This is a genomic window from Afipia carboxidovorans OM5, from assembly GCF_000218565.1.
Classification (GTDB): Bacteria; Pseudomonadota; Alphaproteobacteria; order Rhizobiales; family Xanthobacteraceae; genus Afipia; species Afipia carboxidovorans.
Map to the genome: position 1 here is coordinate 1,831,092 of NC_015684.1, position 14,887 is coordinate 1,845,978.

Here is a 14,887-nt window from a genome sequence, read left to right on the forward strand (position 1 = left end):
TCCTGCACTTGGCGTCATTGCAAGGAGCGTAAGCGACGAAGCAATCCGGTCTAAGCTTGATACTGGATTGCTTCGCTTCGCTCGCAATGACGGCGCTGAGGGGCGAGCATGACCGAAGTTCTGTTCTATCATTTGCAGGACATGCGGCTTGAGGCCGTGCTGCCGCCGCTCATCGAGAAATCGCTTGAGCGCGGCTGGCGCGTCGTGGTGCAGGCGGGATCGGAAGAGCGCGCCGAGGCGCTTGATTCCCATCTATGGACCTATCGCGACGACTCGTTCCTGCCGCACGGCACATGGCGCGAGTCGGATGCGGCTGAGCAACCCGTCGTGCTCACGGTGCGCGACGATAATCCGAACGATGCGACCGTGCGCTTTCTTGTCGATGGCGCCACTGTCCCGGAAGATTGCACCGCGTATCAACGCATCGTGCTGATCTTCGATGGTGACGACGATGGTGCACTGCAGGCAGCGCGTGCAGCATGGACCGATTGCAAGGCGCGCGGCTATGAGCAAACCTACTGGCAGGCGGACGAGCGCGGCCGCTGGCAGCGCAAGGACGGCGGTGGCACTTAAGCGTTGCCGCAATTAAGGATAGGTCCAGCTTTTGGTTTTGCCGCTTGCGGTTAGCCACTCTGGTGCCGCAAAGTGATGGTGCAAGCGGATCAGGGACGGTGCCGCTTGTCGCATAAGCCAGGGTTGGCACCGTGCGGCGTGTGGGAACGGGGTCGTATTGGAGTATCCGGGGATTCCAGTTTTGCGAGTAGGGATTGAGTCGAAGGGCCCTGTGAACCGGCGCGTTATCAAGATCGCGCTGGCGATACTGGTTATCGCGCCGCTGATGAGCGGTTGCGGCGGGACGCTGAGCGACTATTCGCTCAAGGATCAGGAATGGTTCACGCGCCCCAGCAAACTTTTCAACACGAAAACACTGTCGCTCGAGACCCCGCCTTTGAATCCGGACAAGCCGGTTTCGCCCGACGATCTCATTACCGCAGAGGGCGCATGCCCCGGCATGGCGCCAGCAGCGATGCAGGCGAATGCGAACGCCGACGGACAGCAGCAGCCCGGCGAGCCTGTCGCTGCACCAGTTGGATCGGTGGCGCTCGGCCATACCGAGTGTGACGTCGCGCGCGCGGCCGGCACGCCCGACAACGTCAACATTTCCGCCAATGAGCATGGCCAGCGTCAGACGGTGCTGACCTATACGCACGGACCGCGGCCCGGCATCTACACGTTTACCGCGGGACGGCTCACCATCATCGATGCCGTCGAGGCGCCTCCACCCGCGAGGAAGCCTGCCAAGCCCACAAGGCGCAGGCACTAATTTCAGTGCGCATTAGTCCGCGCTTTCAAACGATGCGCTCGCCTCAAGCCATTCCTCTTCGGCCTTGCCGAGTGCAGCCTCTGCCGCCGCGCGCGCCTTGGTGAGTTGCGCGGCCTGTTTCGGATCGCGCTGAAAGATATCAGGCAAAGCAAGTGCTGCATCGATTTTGGCGATGATGCCGCCGATGCGTTCGATCTCGGCTTCCGCTGTTGCGATCTTCTGCTTTAGCGAGCTTTTCTCCGACCGACTTCGCGGCGGCTTGCTTGGCTCGCGTACCCTCTCGCGCGAGGGCGGGAGCGTCTGCGGCGCGAGAATGGTGCGGCGATATTCGTCGAGGTCGCCGTCATAAGGCTTTACGGTGCGGTCGGCGACCACCCACAGCCGATCCGCACAAGACTCGACCAGATACCGGTCGTGCGAGACCATGATGATCGCGCCGGGAAACTCGTTGATCGCTTCGGCCAGTGCCGCGCGGCTGTCGATGTCGAGATGGTTGGTCGGCTCGTCGAGGATGATGAGATTCGGTCCCGCGAATGTCGCGAGGCCGAGCAGAAGCCGCGCCTTCTCGCCGCCCGAGAGACTCTGCACCGTGGTGTCGCCGGCCTTGCCGGAAAAGCCGATGGCACCGGCGCGGGCGCGCACCTTGCTTTCCGGCGCATCCGGCATCAGCCGGCGCAGATGCGTGTAAGGCGAGCCGTCGGGGTCGAGTTCGTCTGTCTGGTGCTGGGCGAAATAGCCGACCGATAATTTATCGGCGCGCACCATCTTGCCCGAGAACGGCGGCAGCTTGCCTGCGAGCAGCTTCACCAGCGTCGATTTGCCGTTGCCGTTGACGCCGAGCAGCGCGATGCGATCGTCGTTATCGATCCGCAGTGTGACGCGGCTCAAGACCGGCTTGCCGGGCTCGTAACCGACGCTGACATTGTCGAGCGCGACGATCGGTGGCGATAATGTTTTCTCCGGCTCGGGAAAGCGGATTTCCTTCACGTCCTGCGTCACCAGCGCAGTGACGGGTTTCATCCGCTCCAGCATCTTGACGCGCGACTGCGCCTGTTTGGCTTTCGAGGCCTTCGCCTTGAAGCGGTCGACGAAATCCTGCAGGCGCTTGCGTTCCTCTGCCTGACGCTTGGCGTGCTTTGCCTCGATCATCTCGCGCGCGGCGCGCTGTTCTTCGAACGAGGAATAGCTGCCTTTGTAGAGGGCGAGCTTGCCGTGATCGAGATGCAGGATTTGATCGACGGACGTATCGAGCAAGTCGCGGTCGTGACTGATGACGATCACCGTGCGCGGATAGTTCGCGAGATGATCTTCGAGCCATAGCGTGCCTTCGAGATCGAGATAGTTGGTCGGCTCGTCGAGCAGCAGAAGGTCGGGCGCGGCAAACAGTGTCGCGGCAAGTGCCACGCGCATCCGCCAGCCGCCTGAAAACTCCTGACAGGCGCGTGCCTGATCGGCGGTTGAAAAGCCAAGGCCGGACAGGATGGCGGCCGCGCGCGCGGGAGCGGAATGGGCGTCGATGTCGACGAGGCGTGTCTGGATGTCGGCGATCCGCGCGGGGTCCTGCGCGGTCTCGGCCTCGGCCAGAAGAGCGTGGCGCTCGGTGTCGGCTTTGAGCACCACGTCGATCAGGCTTTCCGGGCCGTCGGGCGCTTCCTGCGCGAGGCTGCCGATGCTCCAGCGCGGCGGAACCGTGATTGCGCCGGCTTCGAGCGACAATTCACCGCGAATGGCGCGGAACAGCGTGGATTTGCCCGCGCCGTTGCGGCCGACGAAGCCTACGCGCGCGCCCGGCACGATCTGGGCCGAACTCGCTTCAATCAGCATGCGTCCGGCAATGCGGATCGAGATGTCCTGGATGGAAAGCATGCGGGGTTCTCCCCGGAATGACGCGCGAGCGCAAGCCGTCCCGCGCGCAGCGATCAATCTAGCGCGGAGACAGGCTGCCGGAGACGATGGAGGGCGCGTCGTCGATGTCGCGAAGGCGACTCATGAGGTCTTGCAGGCGAGGGGGCAGGGGCGTTGTCGGCGCCATCATCTCGCGAAGCCGCTCTCCGATGCCGTCGCGAACGGCGCGGCTCGTGCGCCCGTCAAGGGCGATGTCGGTCTCGGACGTTAGGTCTATCGAAAGGTTTGCCATCGTGCCCACCTTCCTCGCTATTTCATTCAAATTGATCGTATCTCACCAATGAATAGAACCAAGAAGTGTTTCCGCCCTTTTGAGGTGAAGGTAAGCAATGCGTAAAAATTAAATCGATTTGGAACCAACTTCAGCCGGGCGGTTACTGGCGCTCCGGTCTGCGGCAACAAAAAAGCCCGGTAGGACCGGGCTTTTCTGAAACGTCGTGACTGGATTGATCGGAAATCAGTAGCAGCGGTTGATGCGCCGCCAGCGCGGACCCCACGGCGTCGGAACCAGACGGCGCACGTAGCAGCCGCTATAGCCGCCATAATAATACGGGCCACCAGCGTAGAAACGCGGGCCGCCACCCCAGCCGCGACGGTGCCAGCCACCGCCGTGATGCCAACCACCATGGTGTCCGCCACCATGATGCCATCCGCCACCGTGATGCCCACCACCATGATGCCCGCCGCGCGCGGCGGCGTCCGACGACATTCCGGCCATGCCGATGACGAGGGCTGATGCGGCAACCAATCCAAGGCTCAATTTGCGTAGCATGATCGTTCTCCTTGCGATGGCGCGATGCGCACGCCGTTGGCTTTGATGCTCCGGCCGGAAATCGCGCTCGAGGCCAGGACCAAACTCTATGCAGGGCAACGTGAATGGAGCGAGGATGGTGTCTTCAGACGGGGTTCATTTCGATGAAATCGGCGTAATGTTGCGGCTTATTTCGATGGCCGGAATAAAGGGCCTGAGTGCTTGCCGCGCTGCGGGGGCGCCGCTATAAGCCCCGCACATTTTCCATTTCCCATTCCATCAAGGATAAGCCATGGCGACCGAGCGCACCTTTTCGATCATCAAGCCTGATGCGACCGCACGCAATTTGACGGGTGCCGTGAACGCCATCATCGAGAAGGCTGGTCTTCGCATCATCGCCCAGAAGCGGATCCGGATGACCCGCGAGCAGGCCGAAACCTTCTACGCGGTCCACAAGGCGCGCCCGTTCTTCGGCGAGCTGGTGGACTTCATGACCTCCGGACCGGTGGTGGTCCAGGTGCTGGAGGGCGATAATGCCATATCCAAGTACCGCGAGGTCATGGGTGCGACCGACCCGTCCAAGGCGGCCGATGGCACGATCCGCAAGGTTCACGCTCTTTCCATTGGCGAAAATTCGGTCCACGGATCCGATGCCGCCGAGACCGCAGCGGTCGAAATTGCCCAGTTTTTCGCCGGGAATGAGATTGTGGGGTAGCGTTGGGTTTCGCGCGTCAGTTTGACGCGCACCACTGTGCCCCCCTTAAATTACCGGTTAAGAGGGTATCGCCAGATGGCTCTGGTATGGAATATACCAGCAGCCAACCAACATGGTGGGGGAAACGGTGAACGAGATATTCCAAGCTATAACGTCATTTTCCATTGTCGATTGGCTGGTCCATATCGAGGATGAGATCGCTCAGCCTCAATTCTGGGTCGGCCTGACAAAGATCATCTGGATCAACATCCTTCTGTCGGGCGACAACGCGCTTGTCATCGCGCTCGCCTGTCGTGGTCTGCCGCCGAAGCAGCGTCGCTGGGGTATGATCCTCGGCGCGGGCGTCGCGGTTTTCCTGCGCATCATCTTCACGGGTATCGTCGCATCGCTGATGACGCTTCCCTTCCTCAAGCTCATCGGTGGTCTTGCGCTCGTCGCGATCGCAGCGAAGCTTCTGGTGCCGGAAGACCACAGCGAGGATTCGGTCCAGGCTGGACAGCATCTGTGGGCCGCGGTTCGCATCGTGGCAGTTGCCGACCTCATCATGAGCCTCGACAACGTGATCGCGGTTGCGGCAGCCGCCGACGGCAGCATCCTGCTGCTGATCCTCGGCCTGCTGATCTCGATCCCGCTGATCGTTGCAGGTGCGGCACTGATCATGGCGATCCTCGACAGGATGCCATCGCTCGTGTGGTTCGGCGCAGCACTGCTGGGCTGGGTCGCCGGCGAAGTGATCGCGACCGACCCGGCTGTGCACCCGGTGCTGGAGAGCCTCCTGCATGGCAAGATCGGGCTCAACGTCGCTGCGAGCTCGGCCGTTGCCGGCTTCAACAACACCTTCGGCTTCGCGATCGATCTCGCGGAATTCCTGATGGCGTTGCTGGGCGTAGTTGTCGTGCTGGTCATCGGCTCCAAACTTCGGAGCCGCGCTATGGCCAAGCATGCAACCGAGGCCGTGCCGGCCTAAGCGAAAACCGTCTGCTGGCGTCAGGCTTGGCCTGACGCTTGCGGAGGTCGCAAAGCCAACTGTTGAAATGACGCCGTCCTGCCGACACCGGCAGGGCGGCGTTGTCTTTGGTGAGGCTGAAAATGAAAGCGGCAGAGCTTACGGAGAGGGCGAGATCAGCGTCTTTTCTGTCGCAGTGGCACCGGTTGCCCGGCAGAGCGCGCCGATGATCGAGGTCTGGCCGCTCGCCACCATGCGCAACGCCTGCGGATAGATCTGGTGCTCGACTTCGAGCACGCGCGCCGCAAGCGTATCGGCCGTGTCGGTCTCGTGCACGGCGACAGCGCCCTGAACGATGATTGGTCCGGCATCGACGTCGGGGACGACGAAATGCACGGTCGCGCCGTGGATCTTCACGCCGTCCGCAAGCGCCCGCTCATGGGTGTGCAGGCCGCGATAGGCGGGCAGGAGCGCCGGGTGAATGTTGATCATCCGGCCCTGCCATTGCTGCACGAACCACGGCGTCAGGAGACGCAGGAAACCGGCGAGGCAGACAAGGTCGATGTTATGGCGGACGAGTTCGTCGTGCATCGCCCGCTCGAACGCCTCGCGATCGCGTCCGAACGATTTGCTCTCGATCGTGACGGCTGCGATGCCCGCCGCCTGAGCCCGCTCGAGCCCGCCGGCATTGGCGATGTTCGACATCACCAGAACGATTTCGGCCGGAAAGGTCGGGTCCTTGGCCGCCTTGATCAGCGCGGCCATGTTGGAGCCGCGGCCCGAAATCAGAATGGCGACGCGGCGCTTGGTCATGGCACCAGATCGAGATGGCCGTCATAGACGACGGGATCGGGGCCCGCTTCGGTGACTTCGCCCAGAATGACGGGGCGCTCGCCGCCCTCGGCAAGCAGGTCCATCACGTCGACGAGCTTGTCGCGTGCGACCACGGCGACCATGCCGATGCCGCAGTTGAAGGTGCGCAGCATTTCGAGCTCGGCGATGCTACCTTCCGCGGCGAGCCATTTGAACACAGGCAGCACCGGGATGGCGGACAGATCGACCCGCACGCCGAGGGTCTTCGGCAGCACGCGCGGAATGTTGTCGGTGAAGCCGCCGCCGGTGATATGCGCCAGGGCCTTGATGGCGCCGGTCTCGCGGATCGCCTTCAGGCAGGATTTCACGTAGAGCCGGGTCGGCGCGAGCAGGGCGGAGCCGAGCTTCATGACGGGGGCGAACGGCGCGGGCGCATCGAAGGCGAGGCCGGAGCGCTCGACCACCTTGCGCACCAGCGAGAAGCCGTTGGAGTGAACACCGGAGGAGGCGAGCCCGATCAGCGCGTCGCCCGCGGCGATATCCTTGCGCGGCAGCAGCGTGCCGCGTTCGGCCGCGCCGACCGCGAAGCCCGCAAGGTCGTAATCGTCTTTCTGGTAGAGGCCGGGCATTTCCGCCGTCTCGCCGCCGATCAGCGCGCACCCGGATTCCCGGCAACCCTCGGCAATGCCCGCCACAATGGCCGCGACAGCGTCCGGGTCGAGCTTGCCGCAAGCAAAATAGTCGAGGAAGAACAAGGGCTCGGCGCCTTGGACCACGAGGTCGTTGACCGACATCGCGACAAGGTCGATGCCGATGCCGCCGTGAATGCCGGTCTCGATGGCGATCTTGAGCTTGGTGCCGACACCGTCGGTCGCGGCGACCAGCACCGGGTCACGGAACCCCGCCGCCTTAAGGTCAAACAGCCCACCAAACCCGCCGATCTCGGCATCGGCGCCCGGCCGGGCGGTCGCGCGGACCATCGGCTTGATGATATCCACCAGCCGGTTACCGGCGTCGATATCCACTCCGGAGGACGAATAGGTAAGGCCGGGTTGTTTTTCGCTCATGCCATTTTCCTGAAACCAGAGCGGTGGTTACGTCGGATTCCAAAACGGTGCAATGGCTCGCCTCCGCCGCGCGGGTGGATTATTAGAGAGGGCGGCGGGGGCAGGCGAGTGCTGCTTCGGCCCTGTGCAGTTCCGGAGTGCCTGAGGGGCCGCGTGCGTTGAATATCCCCAATTTCATTACGCTTGGCCGTATCATCCTCGTGCCGCTGGTGGTGTGGGCGATTGCTGCGTCCCAGATGCAGATCGCTTTCGTCCTGTTCGCGGTGGCGGGCTTGAGCGATGCCGTCGACGGATTTCTCGCCAAGCGCTTCAACATGACGACCGAACTCGGCGCGCTGCTCGATCCGATCGCTGACAAGGCGCTTCTCGTCTCGATCTATGTCGCGCTCGGTATCACCGGGGATATTCCGCGCTGGCTCGTCATTCTCGTGGTGTCGCGCGATTTCATGATAGTCGGCGCGATGATCGTGTCCTGGTTCATGGACAATCCGATGCCGGTGAAGCCGCTGATGGCCTCGAAGCTCAACACGGTGGCGCAGGTGGGTTTTGCCGCGCTGGTTCTTGCCTCGCTCGGGTTCAAATTCAATGCGTGGCCCTATGACCTCATTCTGATGGCAGCCGTCACCATCCTGACACTGCTGTCGGTGTCGCTCTATTTCATTGCGTGGGTGCGCCATGTCGGCACCCCCGAGGCGTCGTGAGAATGCCGATGCCGACACCACCTCGCCAACTTGCACTCGATCTGCCGCATGCCGAAAGCCTGTCTCGCGACGACTATCTCGAAGGGCCGAGCAACGCGCAGGCACTAGCGCTGATCGACCGCTGGCCGGACTGGACCAACCGGGTGATGATGCTGGTCGGCCCCGAAGGATGCGGCAAGAGCCATCTCGCGGCGATCTGGGCCGCTGAAGCGGGCGCGCGGATCGTCGGCGCTCATGCACTGACGCCGCAGGATGTGCCGGGGGCGCTGGCGACCGGCGCCCTGGTGGTCGAGCATCTGGAGCCGGGTTATTTCGACGAGCGCGCGGTGTTCCACCTTCTCAACCTTGCGCGCGAGACCAACGCCTTCGTGCTGATGACCGCGCGGGCGGCACCGGCCTCGTTCGAGGTCGAGTTGCGCGATGCCGGCTCGCGGCTGCGCGCCATTCCGGTGGTGAGCGTCGAGCCGCCGGACGACCAGTTGCTGCGGGCGCTTCTGGTGAAGTTCTGCGCCGACCGCCAGATGGCGGTGGATGAGAGCGTGGTGAGCTATCTCGCGACCCGGATCGAGCGCTCCTTTGCTGCGGCCCGTGATGCGGTGGAACAACTCGATGCGGAGGCGCTGCGGTTGCGCCGTCCCGTCACCCGGGCGCTCGCGGCCGCGCTGTTTCGCGGGCAGGGCGTCCTGCCGCTCTGAGCTCCCTTTCCGCTGCCGCCGCCTACGATCCATCTTAATCCGCCAGTATCCGATCTGCGGGTATGCGCCTGCGTCTTATTGACGGAGGCGAGAAGCTGTCATTGATTGGTCATGGGCTTTGTCGATGATCTGGAATGGGGTTTCTGGATTCTCGTGAGCAATGGCATGGACGCGGTGGAAGTTGCTGTAACTACAGACGAAAATGGTGCGGAGACACCGCTGACAGAAATCGCCGAAAGCCCCTTGCGCTTTATCAACCGGGAGTTGTCCTGGTTGCATTTCAATCGGCGCGTCCTCGAGGAGTCGGTCAATCCCGATCACCCGGTGCTGGAACGCGTCCGGTTCCTGTCGATTTCGGCAAACAACCTCGATGAATTTTTCATGGTCCGCGTCGCGGGCCTGAAGGCGCAGATCCGTGAAGGTGTCGCCGAGCGCAGCCCCGATGGCCTGACCCCGGCCGAGCAATTGCACCTCATCAACAAGACTGTCTTTACGCTCGCGACCGACCAGCAGGCGATCTGGCGCGATCTGCACAAGGTGCTGTCCGATGCAGGCATCGTGTTGGTGGAAGGCCGTGACGTCACCAAATCGGAAACCAAGTGGATCGAGGAGCATTTCCTCCATCACATCTTCCCGTTGCTGACGCCGCTTGCCATCGACCCGGCGCATCCGTTCCCGTTCATCCCGAGCCTCGGCTTCACTATCGCGCTGCATCTCGTGCGCAAGTCGGACGGCAAGGCGATGAACGCGCTGATCCGCATGCCGATCAAGATCGACCGGTTTATTCGCCTGCCGTCAAATGGCGACGGCAGCGTGCGCATGATTACGATCGAGCAGGCGACGAGCCTGTTCATCGGCCGGCTGTTTCCCGGTTACACGGTGGCGGGCCGCGGCGCGTTCCGCATCATCCGCGACTCCGAACTGGAAATCGAGGAAGAGGCGGAAGACCTCGTACGCCTGTTCGAGACGGCGTTGAAGCGCCGCCGCCGCGGGTCGGTGATCCGCCTCGAAATCGAAGCGGCGATGCCGGAAGATCTGCGCGCGTTCGTGCAGCGGGCGCTGTCGACACCGGACGACGATGTGCTGCTTGTCGACGGTCTGCTTGCGATGAACGAACTCTCGCAGCTCACCCGGATTGACCGTCCTGATCTTGAGTTCACGCCCTATGTGCCCCGTCACCCAGAACGCGTGCGCGACCATGGCGGTGATATCTTTGCGGCGATCCGGCAGAAGGATCTGATCGTCCATCATCCCTATGAGTCGTTCGATATCGTTGTGCAGTTCCTGCAGCAGGCTGCGCGCGATCCCGATGTCGTGGCGATCAAGCAGACGCTCTATCGCACCTCGCGCGACTCCCCGGTCGTGCGCGCGCTTGCGGAAGCGGCAGAGGCGGGCAAGTCCGTCACCGCGCTGGTCGAGCTGAAGGCGCGTTTCGACGAGGAGGCGAACATTCGCTGGGCGCGCAATCTCGAGCGCGCCGGTGTGCAGGTCGTCTACGGTTTCCTTGAGCTGAAGACCCACGCAAAGCTGTCGTTCGTCGTGCGCCGCGAGGGCGGGGGGCTCACGACTTATGTTCACACAGGCACCGGCAACTATCATCCGGTGACGGCGCGCATCTACACCGACCTGTCATATTTCACCTGCGACCCGGTGATCGCGCGCGATGCCGCGCGCGTCTTCAATTTTATCACCGGTTATGCCGAGCCCGTCGATATCGAGAAGATGGCAGTGTCGCCGCTGACGCTGCGCAAGCGCATCCTCGAACACATCGAGGCGGAGACTGACTTTGCCCGCCATGGCAAGCCGGCCGCGATCTGGATGAAGATGAATGCGCTGGTCGATCCCGATATCATCGACGCGCTTTATGCAGCCTCACAGGCCGGCGTCTCGATCGATCTCGTGGTACGAGGCATCTGCTGCCTGCGTCCCGGCGTGCCGGGCCTGTCGGAAAACATTCGCGTCAAGTCGATCGTCGGCCGCTTCCTCGAGCACGGCCGCGTCTATTGTTTCGGAATGGGGCATGGGCTGCCGCATGTGAAGGCGGCCGTCTATATCGCCTCGGCCGATATGATGCCGCGCAATCTCGATCGCCGGGTCGAGGTGCTGTGCCCGTTGCAGAATCCCACGGTGCACTCGCAGGTGCTCGATCAGATCATGGTCGCGAACCTCGAGGACAACGAGCAGAGCTGGCAGTTATTGCCGGATGGATCGTCAACGCGTATGAAGGCCGGGAAGGGTGAGGAGCCCTTCAACGTGCATAAATACTTCATGACGAATCCGAGTCTGTCCGGCCGTGGAAAATCGCTCAAAGAATCCTCACCACGCCGGCTCACGCGGCGCTCGAAACGCTGACGGAAAAGGCGCGGCTGCACGTTCGCGAACGTCGCTGTCAACTTCGCTGCCTTGGCCTCTGATCCTCAATCCGAAAGAGAAAACCGTTGGCGTCATCGACATCGGTTCCAACTCGGTGCGTCTCGTTGTCTACGAGGAGCTGACGCGCAGCCTCTCGCCGATCCTCAACGAAAAGGTGCTGTGCGGTCTCGGCCGTGCCGTTCAGACCACGGGTCTGCTGGGTGAGCGTGAGGTCGAGAAGGCATTCGTTGCGCTGAAGCGTTTTCGCGCGCTCTGCCGTTTCATGAAGGTCGGCCGCCTCTATGCGATCGCCACGGCGGCATGTCGTGACGCGACCAACGGGCCGGAGTTCATCGCGCAGGCGGAACGTATCTGCGGGCTCCATATCGAAGTGCTGTCCGGTGCGCGTGAGGCAAAGCTCTCCGCGCTTGGCGTGATTTCCGGCGTGCACAAGCCCGATGGCATCGTCGGCGACCTTGGCGGCGGCTCGCTCGAATTGATCGATGTGCGCGGCCATCGTGTGCACACCGGCGTAACGTTGCCGCTCGGTGGCCTTGCGCTCCAGGATTCATCGCAGAAGTCGATCAAGAAGGCCGCGCGGATCGTGCGGACCAAACTCGCCACCGTGCCGCAACTGAAGGCGGGAGAGGGGCGAGCCTTCTATGCCGTCGGCGGCACATGGCGTGCGCTGGCGCGGATTCACATCCTCCAGAGCGGCTATCCGCTGCGGGTGATGCATGGCTACAGTATCTCGGCCGCAAGCGCGCTCGACTTCGTCCGGCGCCTGCGCAAACTCGCGGCGGCCGGCACGCTTGCTGATATGGATACGGTCGTGGAAGCGCGACGCTCGCTCCTGGCTTACGCTGCGCTGGTGCTTGAGCATATCATCCTCATGGCCAAGCCCTCGGTGATCACGTTCTCGACCTTCGGCGTGCGCGAGGGCCTTTTGTTCGAGATGCTGCCCGAGCGCGTTCGGCAGGAAGATGGGCTGATTTCGACTGCGCGGCATTTGAACGATCTGCGCTCGCGCGTGCCGCGCCATGCCGACGACCTGATCGATTGGACCGATCGCTTCGTCAGGACCGCGGCCATCGTGGAAGATGAACAGGACAGGCGACTTCGCCATGCGGCCTGTCTTTTGTCCGACATCGGCTGGCGCGCGCATCCCGACTATCGCGGCGACGAAACACTGCACGTCATCGCCAACGGCAATTTCGGCGCGGCAAGCCATGAGGAGCGCGTCTTTCTCGCGCTCGCCGTCTATTTCCGCTATGCGGGCGGCAGCCCGAAGAATGAGCCGCACACCGAGCTTCTCTCGTTACTGCCCCCAGAGATGGTTGCGCGCGCGCGTCTTGTCGGCCAGATGCTGCGCGTCGGCTATTCGATTTCCTCCGCGCATCCCGGGATTCTCTCCGCAACCCGATTCCGGAGAAGTAAGCGAAAAATATTTCTGGTCGTTGAGCATCGGATCGCCAATATAGTCGCTGATCGCGTCAGCAACCGTTTCCGGCAATGTCTCAAACTCGCCGGGCAAACCGGCGCAGTGGAGACTGTCTAGGAATTATGCTGGCTTACGTTTTTTGGCATTTGCCGCTCGCAAGTGTCGACCCGCGCGACTACGAAGCCGCACTGGTCGGCTTTCACTCAGACCTCGGCGCAGAACCGCCTCCCGGCCTTGAGACCTCCGCGACATACCGTGTCTCCGAGGTGGCGTGGCTCAATGGCCGGCGCGGCTATGAGGACTGGTGCTTTGTCACGTCGTCAGCGGCGCTCGATACGCTGAACCTGGCTGCCGTGAAGCCGGAGCGCTGGGAGGTTCACGCGGCGGTATCGCGACGAACCGATTTCGGCCATGGCGGCCTCTATTATCACCTGCATGGGGACGCAAAACCGATCGCCGGATCGCGGGTGGTGTGGCTGCGGCGGCCGCGCGGCATTCGCTATGAAAAGTCGCTGCAGGAGATGATCGACGGCGCGACCGGATTTCTCAGTTGCTGGCGCAAGCTGATGGTGCTCGGGCCAGGCGATGAGTTCGCGATCATCGGCGACGACACGCTCGACATCACCGTGCCGGCAGGATGGCAGAGCCGGGTGGTCGAGCGAACCTTGCTCGGGCCGAAGCGCGGTTAGCCGGGCTCGTCCTTCGCCGTTACTGGAACGACGCGGCCCTTCTCGATGGCGAGTGCAAGCTTGCCGTGCTTGAGCGCGAGCGCAGGCTCACCGAACAGTGCGCGCCGCCAGCCGCGCATGGCGCAGACGTTTGCCGCATCGTCGGCGGCGATCTGTTCGAGGTCGTCCACCGTCGCGATGATCTTGCTTGCGACGGCATGCTTTTCGGACGTCATCCGCAAAAGGACTTTCAGAAGCTCGACTGTCGCGGCGCCGTTGCCATTGTTACGCGGTTTGTCGAGCTTGGGCAGCGTCGCGGGATTGCGCTCGACCCCGCGCTTGACCGCATCGATGATGTCCTGCCCCCAGCGCGAGCGATCAAAGCCTTTTGGCAGCGAGCGCAGGTGTGCGAGCTTTTCGAGCGTCGTCGGCGCGTGGGTGGCGATATCGCCGATGGCATCGTCTTTCAGCACACGCGAACGCGGCACGTCGCGGTTTTGTGCCTCACGTTCACGCCATGCCGCGACCTCGATCAGCACTGCAAGCTCACGCGGCTTGCGCACGCGAGTCTTGAGCCGCTCCCATGCGCGCTCGGGTGGCGTGTGATAAGTGGCGGGCGAGGTCAGGATTTGCATTTCCTCGCTGACCCAGTCGGCACGATTGCGTTTCTTGAGATCGGCATCGAGCACGAGGAAGACGTCGCGCAGGTGCGTGACGTCGGCGAGCGCGTAGGTCGTCTGCTCCTGCGTCAGCGGCCGGCGCGACCAGTCGGTGAAGCGGTGGGTCTTGTCGAGCTTGTGGCCGGTGATACGTCCGACGAGCTGGTCGTAGGCGATCGAGTCGCCATAGCCCAGCACCATGGCGGCAACCTGAGTATCGAACACCGGATGCGGCACGATGTTCGCGAGATGCCAGACGATCTCGATATCCTGCCGCGCGGCGTGAAAAACCTTCAGGACCTTCTCGTTCGCCATGAGATCGAAGAACGGCTTGAGGTCGATACCCTCGGCGAGCGCATCCACCACCACGGCTTCATCGGTGCTGGCGAGCTGCACGACGCACAGCAGGGGGTAATAGGTCGTCTCACGCAGAAATTCGGTGTCGACGGTGACGAACGGGTGTTGCGCAAGCCGCTCGCAGACGGCTTTGAGCTGCTCGGTGGTGCTAATCAATTCCATGGGTGCTGCATAAAGGTTTGGAAGGACGATGTCGCCCCTGGTTCGGGTGGGGCAGAGTTGATTTTTTAGGTCGCCTTTTCAGACAGTTCGACCCTCGAATGATCTTGCTGCCCCTGATCCTGCGCCGTGGGATGGACGCTGCTGCACCTCCGGGGCCCTGCGCGGCAATGGGACCCGAGGGCCGGTTGCCAGGCCGGGAAGGAGCGACACGGCGCAGGGGCGCTCTTGTTTTTACTGACTTTTTGCGCCGAATACAGCCCGGGATGGCCGATCCGTCGGTTGCCGCGCCGACCCGGCTCGGGTAAACCCCTGCCACGCGCGGGCTTCCGCG

At 62.8% G+C, this 14,887-nt stretch carries 15 protein-coding genes; 9 read left to right on the forward strand and 6 right to left on the reverse strand.

The annotated features are described in order from the left end of the window. Nucleotides 1-108 precede the first annotated feature (108 nt). Together OCA5_RS08535 and OCA5_RS08540 are read left to right on the forward strand one after the other, a co-directional pair. A complete protein-coding gene (locus tag OCA5_RS08535) occupies nt 109-573 on the forward strand; it encodes a DNA polymerase III subunit chi (protein ID WP_012563490.1) in 465 nt (154 codons plus the stop codon). Between the two features lie 211 nt (nt 574-784). Then, entirely contained in the window at nt 785-1,324 is a 540-nt protein-coding gene (locus OCA5_RS08540) for a hypothetical protein (RefSeq protein WP_012563489.1), read from the forward strand. Between the two features lie 12 nt (nt 1,325-1,336). Here OCA5_RS08540 and OCA5_RS08545 read toward each other — a convergent pair whose 3' ends face one another. The 3 genes from OCA5_RS08545 to OCA5_RS18760 form a co-directional block, all read right to left on the reverse strand. Further along, on the reverse strand, nt 1,337-3,190 hold the full coding sequence (locus OCA5_RS08545) for an ABC-F family ATP-binding cassette domain-containing protein (protein WP_012563488.1): 1,854 nt from the start codon (nt 3,188-3,190) through the stop codon (nt 1,337-1,339). Nucleotides 3,191-3,248: 58 nt separating this feature from the next. After that, nucleotides 3,249-3,461 carry a hypothetical protein gene (locus tag OCA5_RS08550; RefSeq protein WP_012563487.1) on the reverse strand — a complete coding sequence of 71 codons (213 nt, stop codon included), beginning with the start codon at nt 3,459-3,461 and terminating at the stop codon, nt 3,249-3,251. A gap of 225 nt (nt 3,462-3,686) precedes the next feature. Continuing rightward, nucleotides 3,687-4,001 carry a hypothetical protein gene (locus OCA5_RS18760; RefSeq protein WP_012563486.1) on the reverse strand — a complete coding sequence of 105 codons (315 nt, stop codon included), beginning with the start codon at nt 3,999-4,001 and terminating at the stop codon, nt 3,687-3,689. Between the two features lie 271 nt (nt 4,002-4,272). Here OCA5_RS18760 and ndk point away from each other — a divergent pair, with 271 nt between their 5' ends. Together ndk and OCA5_RS08565 are read left to right on the forward strand one after the other, a co-directional pair. Beyond that, nucleotides 4,273-4,695 (forward strand): nucleoside-diphosphate kinase, encoded by a 423-nt coding sequence (gene ndk / locus OCA5_RS08560; protein ID WP_012563485.1) that lies wholly within the window; start codon nt 4,273-4,275, stop codon nt 4,693-4,695. 127 nt (nt 4,696-4,822) lie between these two features. Continuing rightward, the gene (locus OCA5_RS08565) at nt 4,823-5,662 is read left to right on the forward strand and encodes a YjbE family putative metal transport protein (protein ID WP_012563484.1); all 840 of its coding nucleotides are present in this window, start codon (nt 4,823-4,825) and stop codon (nt 5,660-5,662) included. A gap of 138 nt (nt 5,663-5,800) precedes the next feature. Here the strand turns inward: OCA5_RS08565 and purN are convergent, their stop codons facing one another. Beyond that, nucleotides 5,801-6,454, reverse strand: a complete 654-nt coding sequence (gene purN, locus OCA5_RS08570; RefSeq protein ID WP_012563483.1) for a phosphoribosylglycinamide formyltransferase — start codon at nt 6,452-6,454, stop codon at nt 5,801-5,803. Next, complete coding sequence (gene purM / locus OCA5_RS08575) at nt 6,451-7,521, reverse strand: phosphoribosylformylglycinamidine cyclo-ligase (protein ID WP_012563482.1); 1,071 nt, start codon at nt 7,519-7,521, stop codon at nt 6,451-6,453. Before purM ends, purN begins: the two co-directional genes overlap by 4 nt. A 158-nt stretch (nt 7,522-7,679) precedes the next feature. On the opposite strand from purM, the gene OCA5_RS08580 reads away from it, so the two are divergent. The 5 genes from OCA5_RS08580 to OCA5_RS08600 all read left to right on the forward strand — a co-directional run bounded on the left by OCA5_RS08580 (nt 7,680) and on the right by OCA5_RS08600 (nt 13,399). After that, the gene (locus tag OCA5_RS08580) at nt 7,680-8,222 is read left to right on the forward strand and encodes a CDP-alcohol phosphatidyltransferase family protein (RefSeq protein WP_012563480.1); all 543 of its coding nucleotides are present in this window, start codon (nt 7,680-7,682) and stop codon (nt 8,220-8,222) included. Between the two features lie 2 nt (nt 8,223-8,224). Beyond that, entirely contained in the window at nt 8,225-8,917 is a 693-nt protein-coding gene (locus tag OCA5_RS08585) for a P-loop NTPase family protein (protein WP_012563479.1), read from the forward strand. Nucleotides 8,918-9,082: 165 nt separating this feature from the next. Continuing rightward, a complete protein-coding gene (locus OCA5_RS08590) occupies nt 9,083-11,269 on the forward strand; it encodes an RNA degradosome polyphosphate kinase (protein WP_041559654.1) in 2,187 nt (728 codons plus the stop codon). A gap of 61 nt (nt 11,270-11,330) precedes the next feature. Continuing rightward, the gene (gene ppx, locus OCA5_RS08595; protein WP_162096603.1) at nt 11,331-12,827 is read left to right on the forward strand and encodes an exopolyphosphatase; all 1,497 of its coding nucleotides are present in this window, start codon (nt 11,331-11,333) and stop codon (nt 12,825-12,827) included. A gap of 5 nt (nt 12,828-12,832) precedes the next feature. Next, entirely contained in the window at nt 12,833-13,399 is a 567-nt protein-coding gene (locus OCA5_RS08600; RefSeq protein WP_012563476.1) for a hypothetical protein, read from the forward strand. Here the strand turns inward: OCA5_RS08600 and rnd are convergent. After that, nucleotides 13,396-14,556 (reverse strand): ribonuclease D, encoded by a 1,161-nt coding sequence (gene rnd / locus OCA5_RS08605; RefSeq protein WP_012563475.1) that lies wholly within the window; start codon nt 14,554-14,556, stop codon nt 13,396-13,398. The genes OCA5_RS08600 and rnd overlap by 4 nt on opposite strands. Nucleotides 14,557-14,887 lie beyond the last annotated feature (331 nt).

What these genes read in the sequence shown, in the direction of transcription:
- OCA5_RS08535 (WP_012563490.1), top strand. Translation starts at nt 109, where the DNA reads ATGACCGAAGTTCTGTTCTATCATTTGCAGGACATGCGGCTTGAGGCC.
- ndk (WP_012563485.1), top strand. Translation starts at nt 4,273, where the DNA reads ATGGCGACCGAGCGCACCTTTTCGATCATCAAGCCTGATGCGACCGCA.
- OCA5_RS08600 (WP_012563476.1), top strand. Translation starts at nt 12,833, where the DNA reads ATGCTGGCTTACGTTTTTTGGCATTTGCCGCTCGCAAGTGTCGACCCG.
- OCA5_RS18760 (WP_012563486.1), bottom strand. Translation starts at nt 4,001, where the DNA reads ATGCTACGCAAATTGAGCCTTGGATTGGTTGCCGCATCAGCCCTCGTC.
- purN (WP_012563483.1), bottom strand. Translation starts at nt 6,454, where the DNA reads ATGACCAAGCGCCGCGTCGCCATTCTGATTTCGGGCCGCGGCTCCAAC.
- rnd (WP_012563475.1), bottom strand. Translation starts at nt 14,556, where the DNA reads ATGGAATTGATTAGCACCACCGAGCAGCTCAAAGCCGTCTGCGAGCGG.
- OCA5_RS08590 (WP_041559654.1), top strand. Translation starts at nt 9,083, where the DNA reads ATGGACGCGGTGGAAGTTGCTGTAACTACAGACGAAAATGGTGCGGAG.
- OCA5_RS08545 (WP_012563488.1), bottom strand. Translation starts at nt 3,190, where the DNA reads ATGCTTTCCATCCAGGACATCTCGATCCGCATTGCCGGACGCATGCTG.
- OCA5_RS08550 (WP_012563487.1), bottom strand. Translation starts at nt 3,461, where the DNA reads ATGGCAAACCTTTCGATAGACCTAACGTCCGAGACCGACATCGCCCTT.
- purM (WP_012563482.1), bottom strand. Translation starts at nt 7,521, where the DNA reads ATGAGCGAAAAACAACCCGGCCTTACCTATTCGTCCTCCGGAGTGGAT.
- OCA5_RS08585 (WP_012563479.1), top strand. Translation starts at nt 8,225, where the DNA reads ATGCCGATGCCGACACCACCTCGCCAACTTGCACTCGATCTGCCGCAT.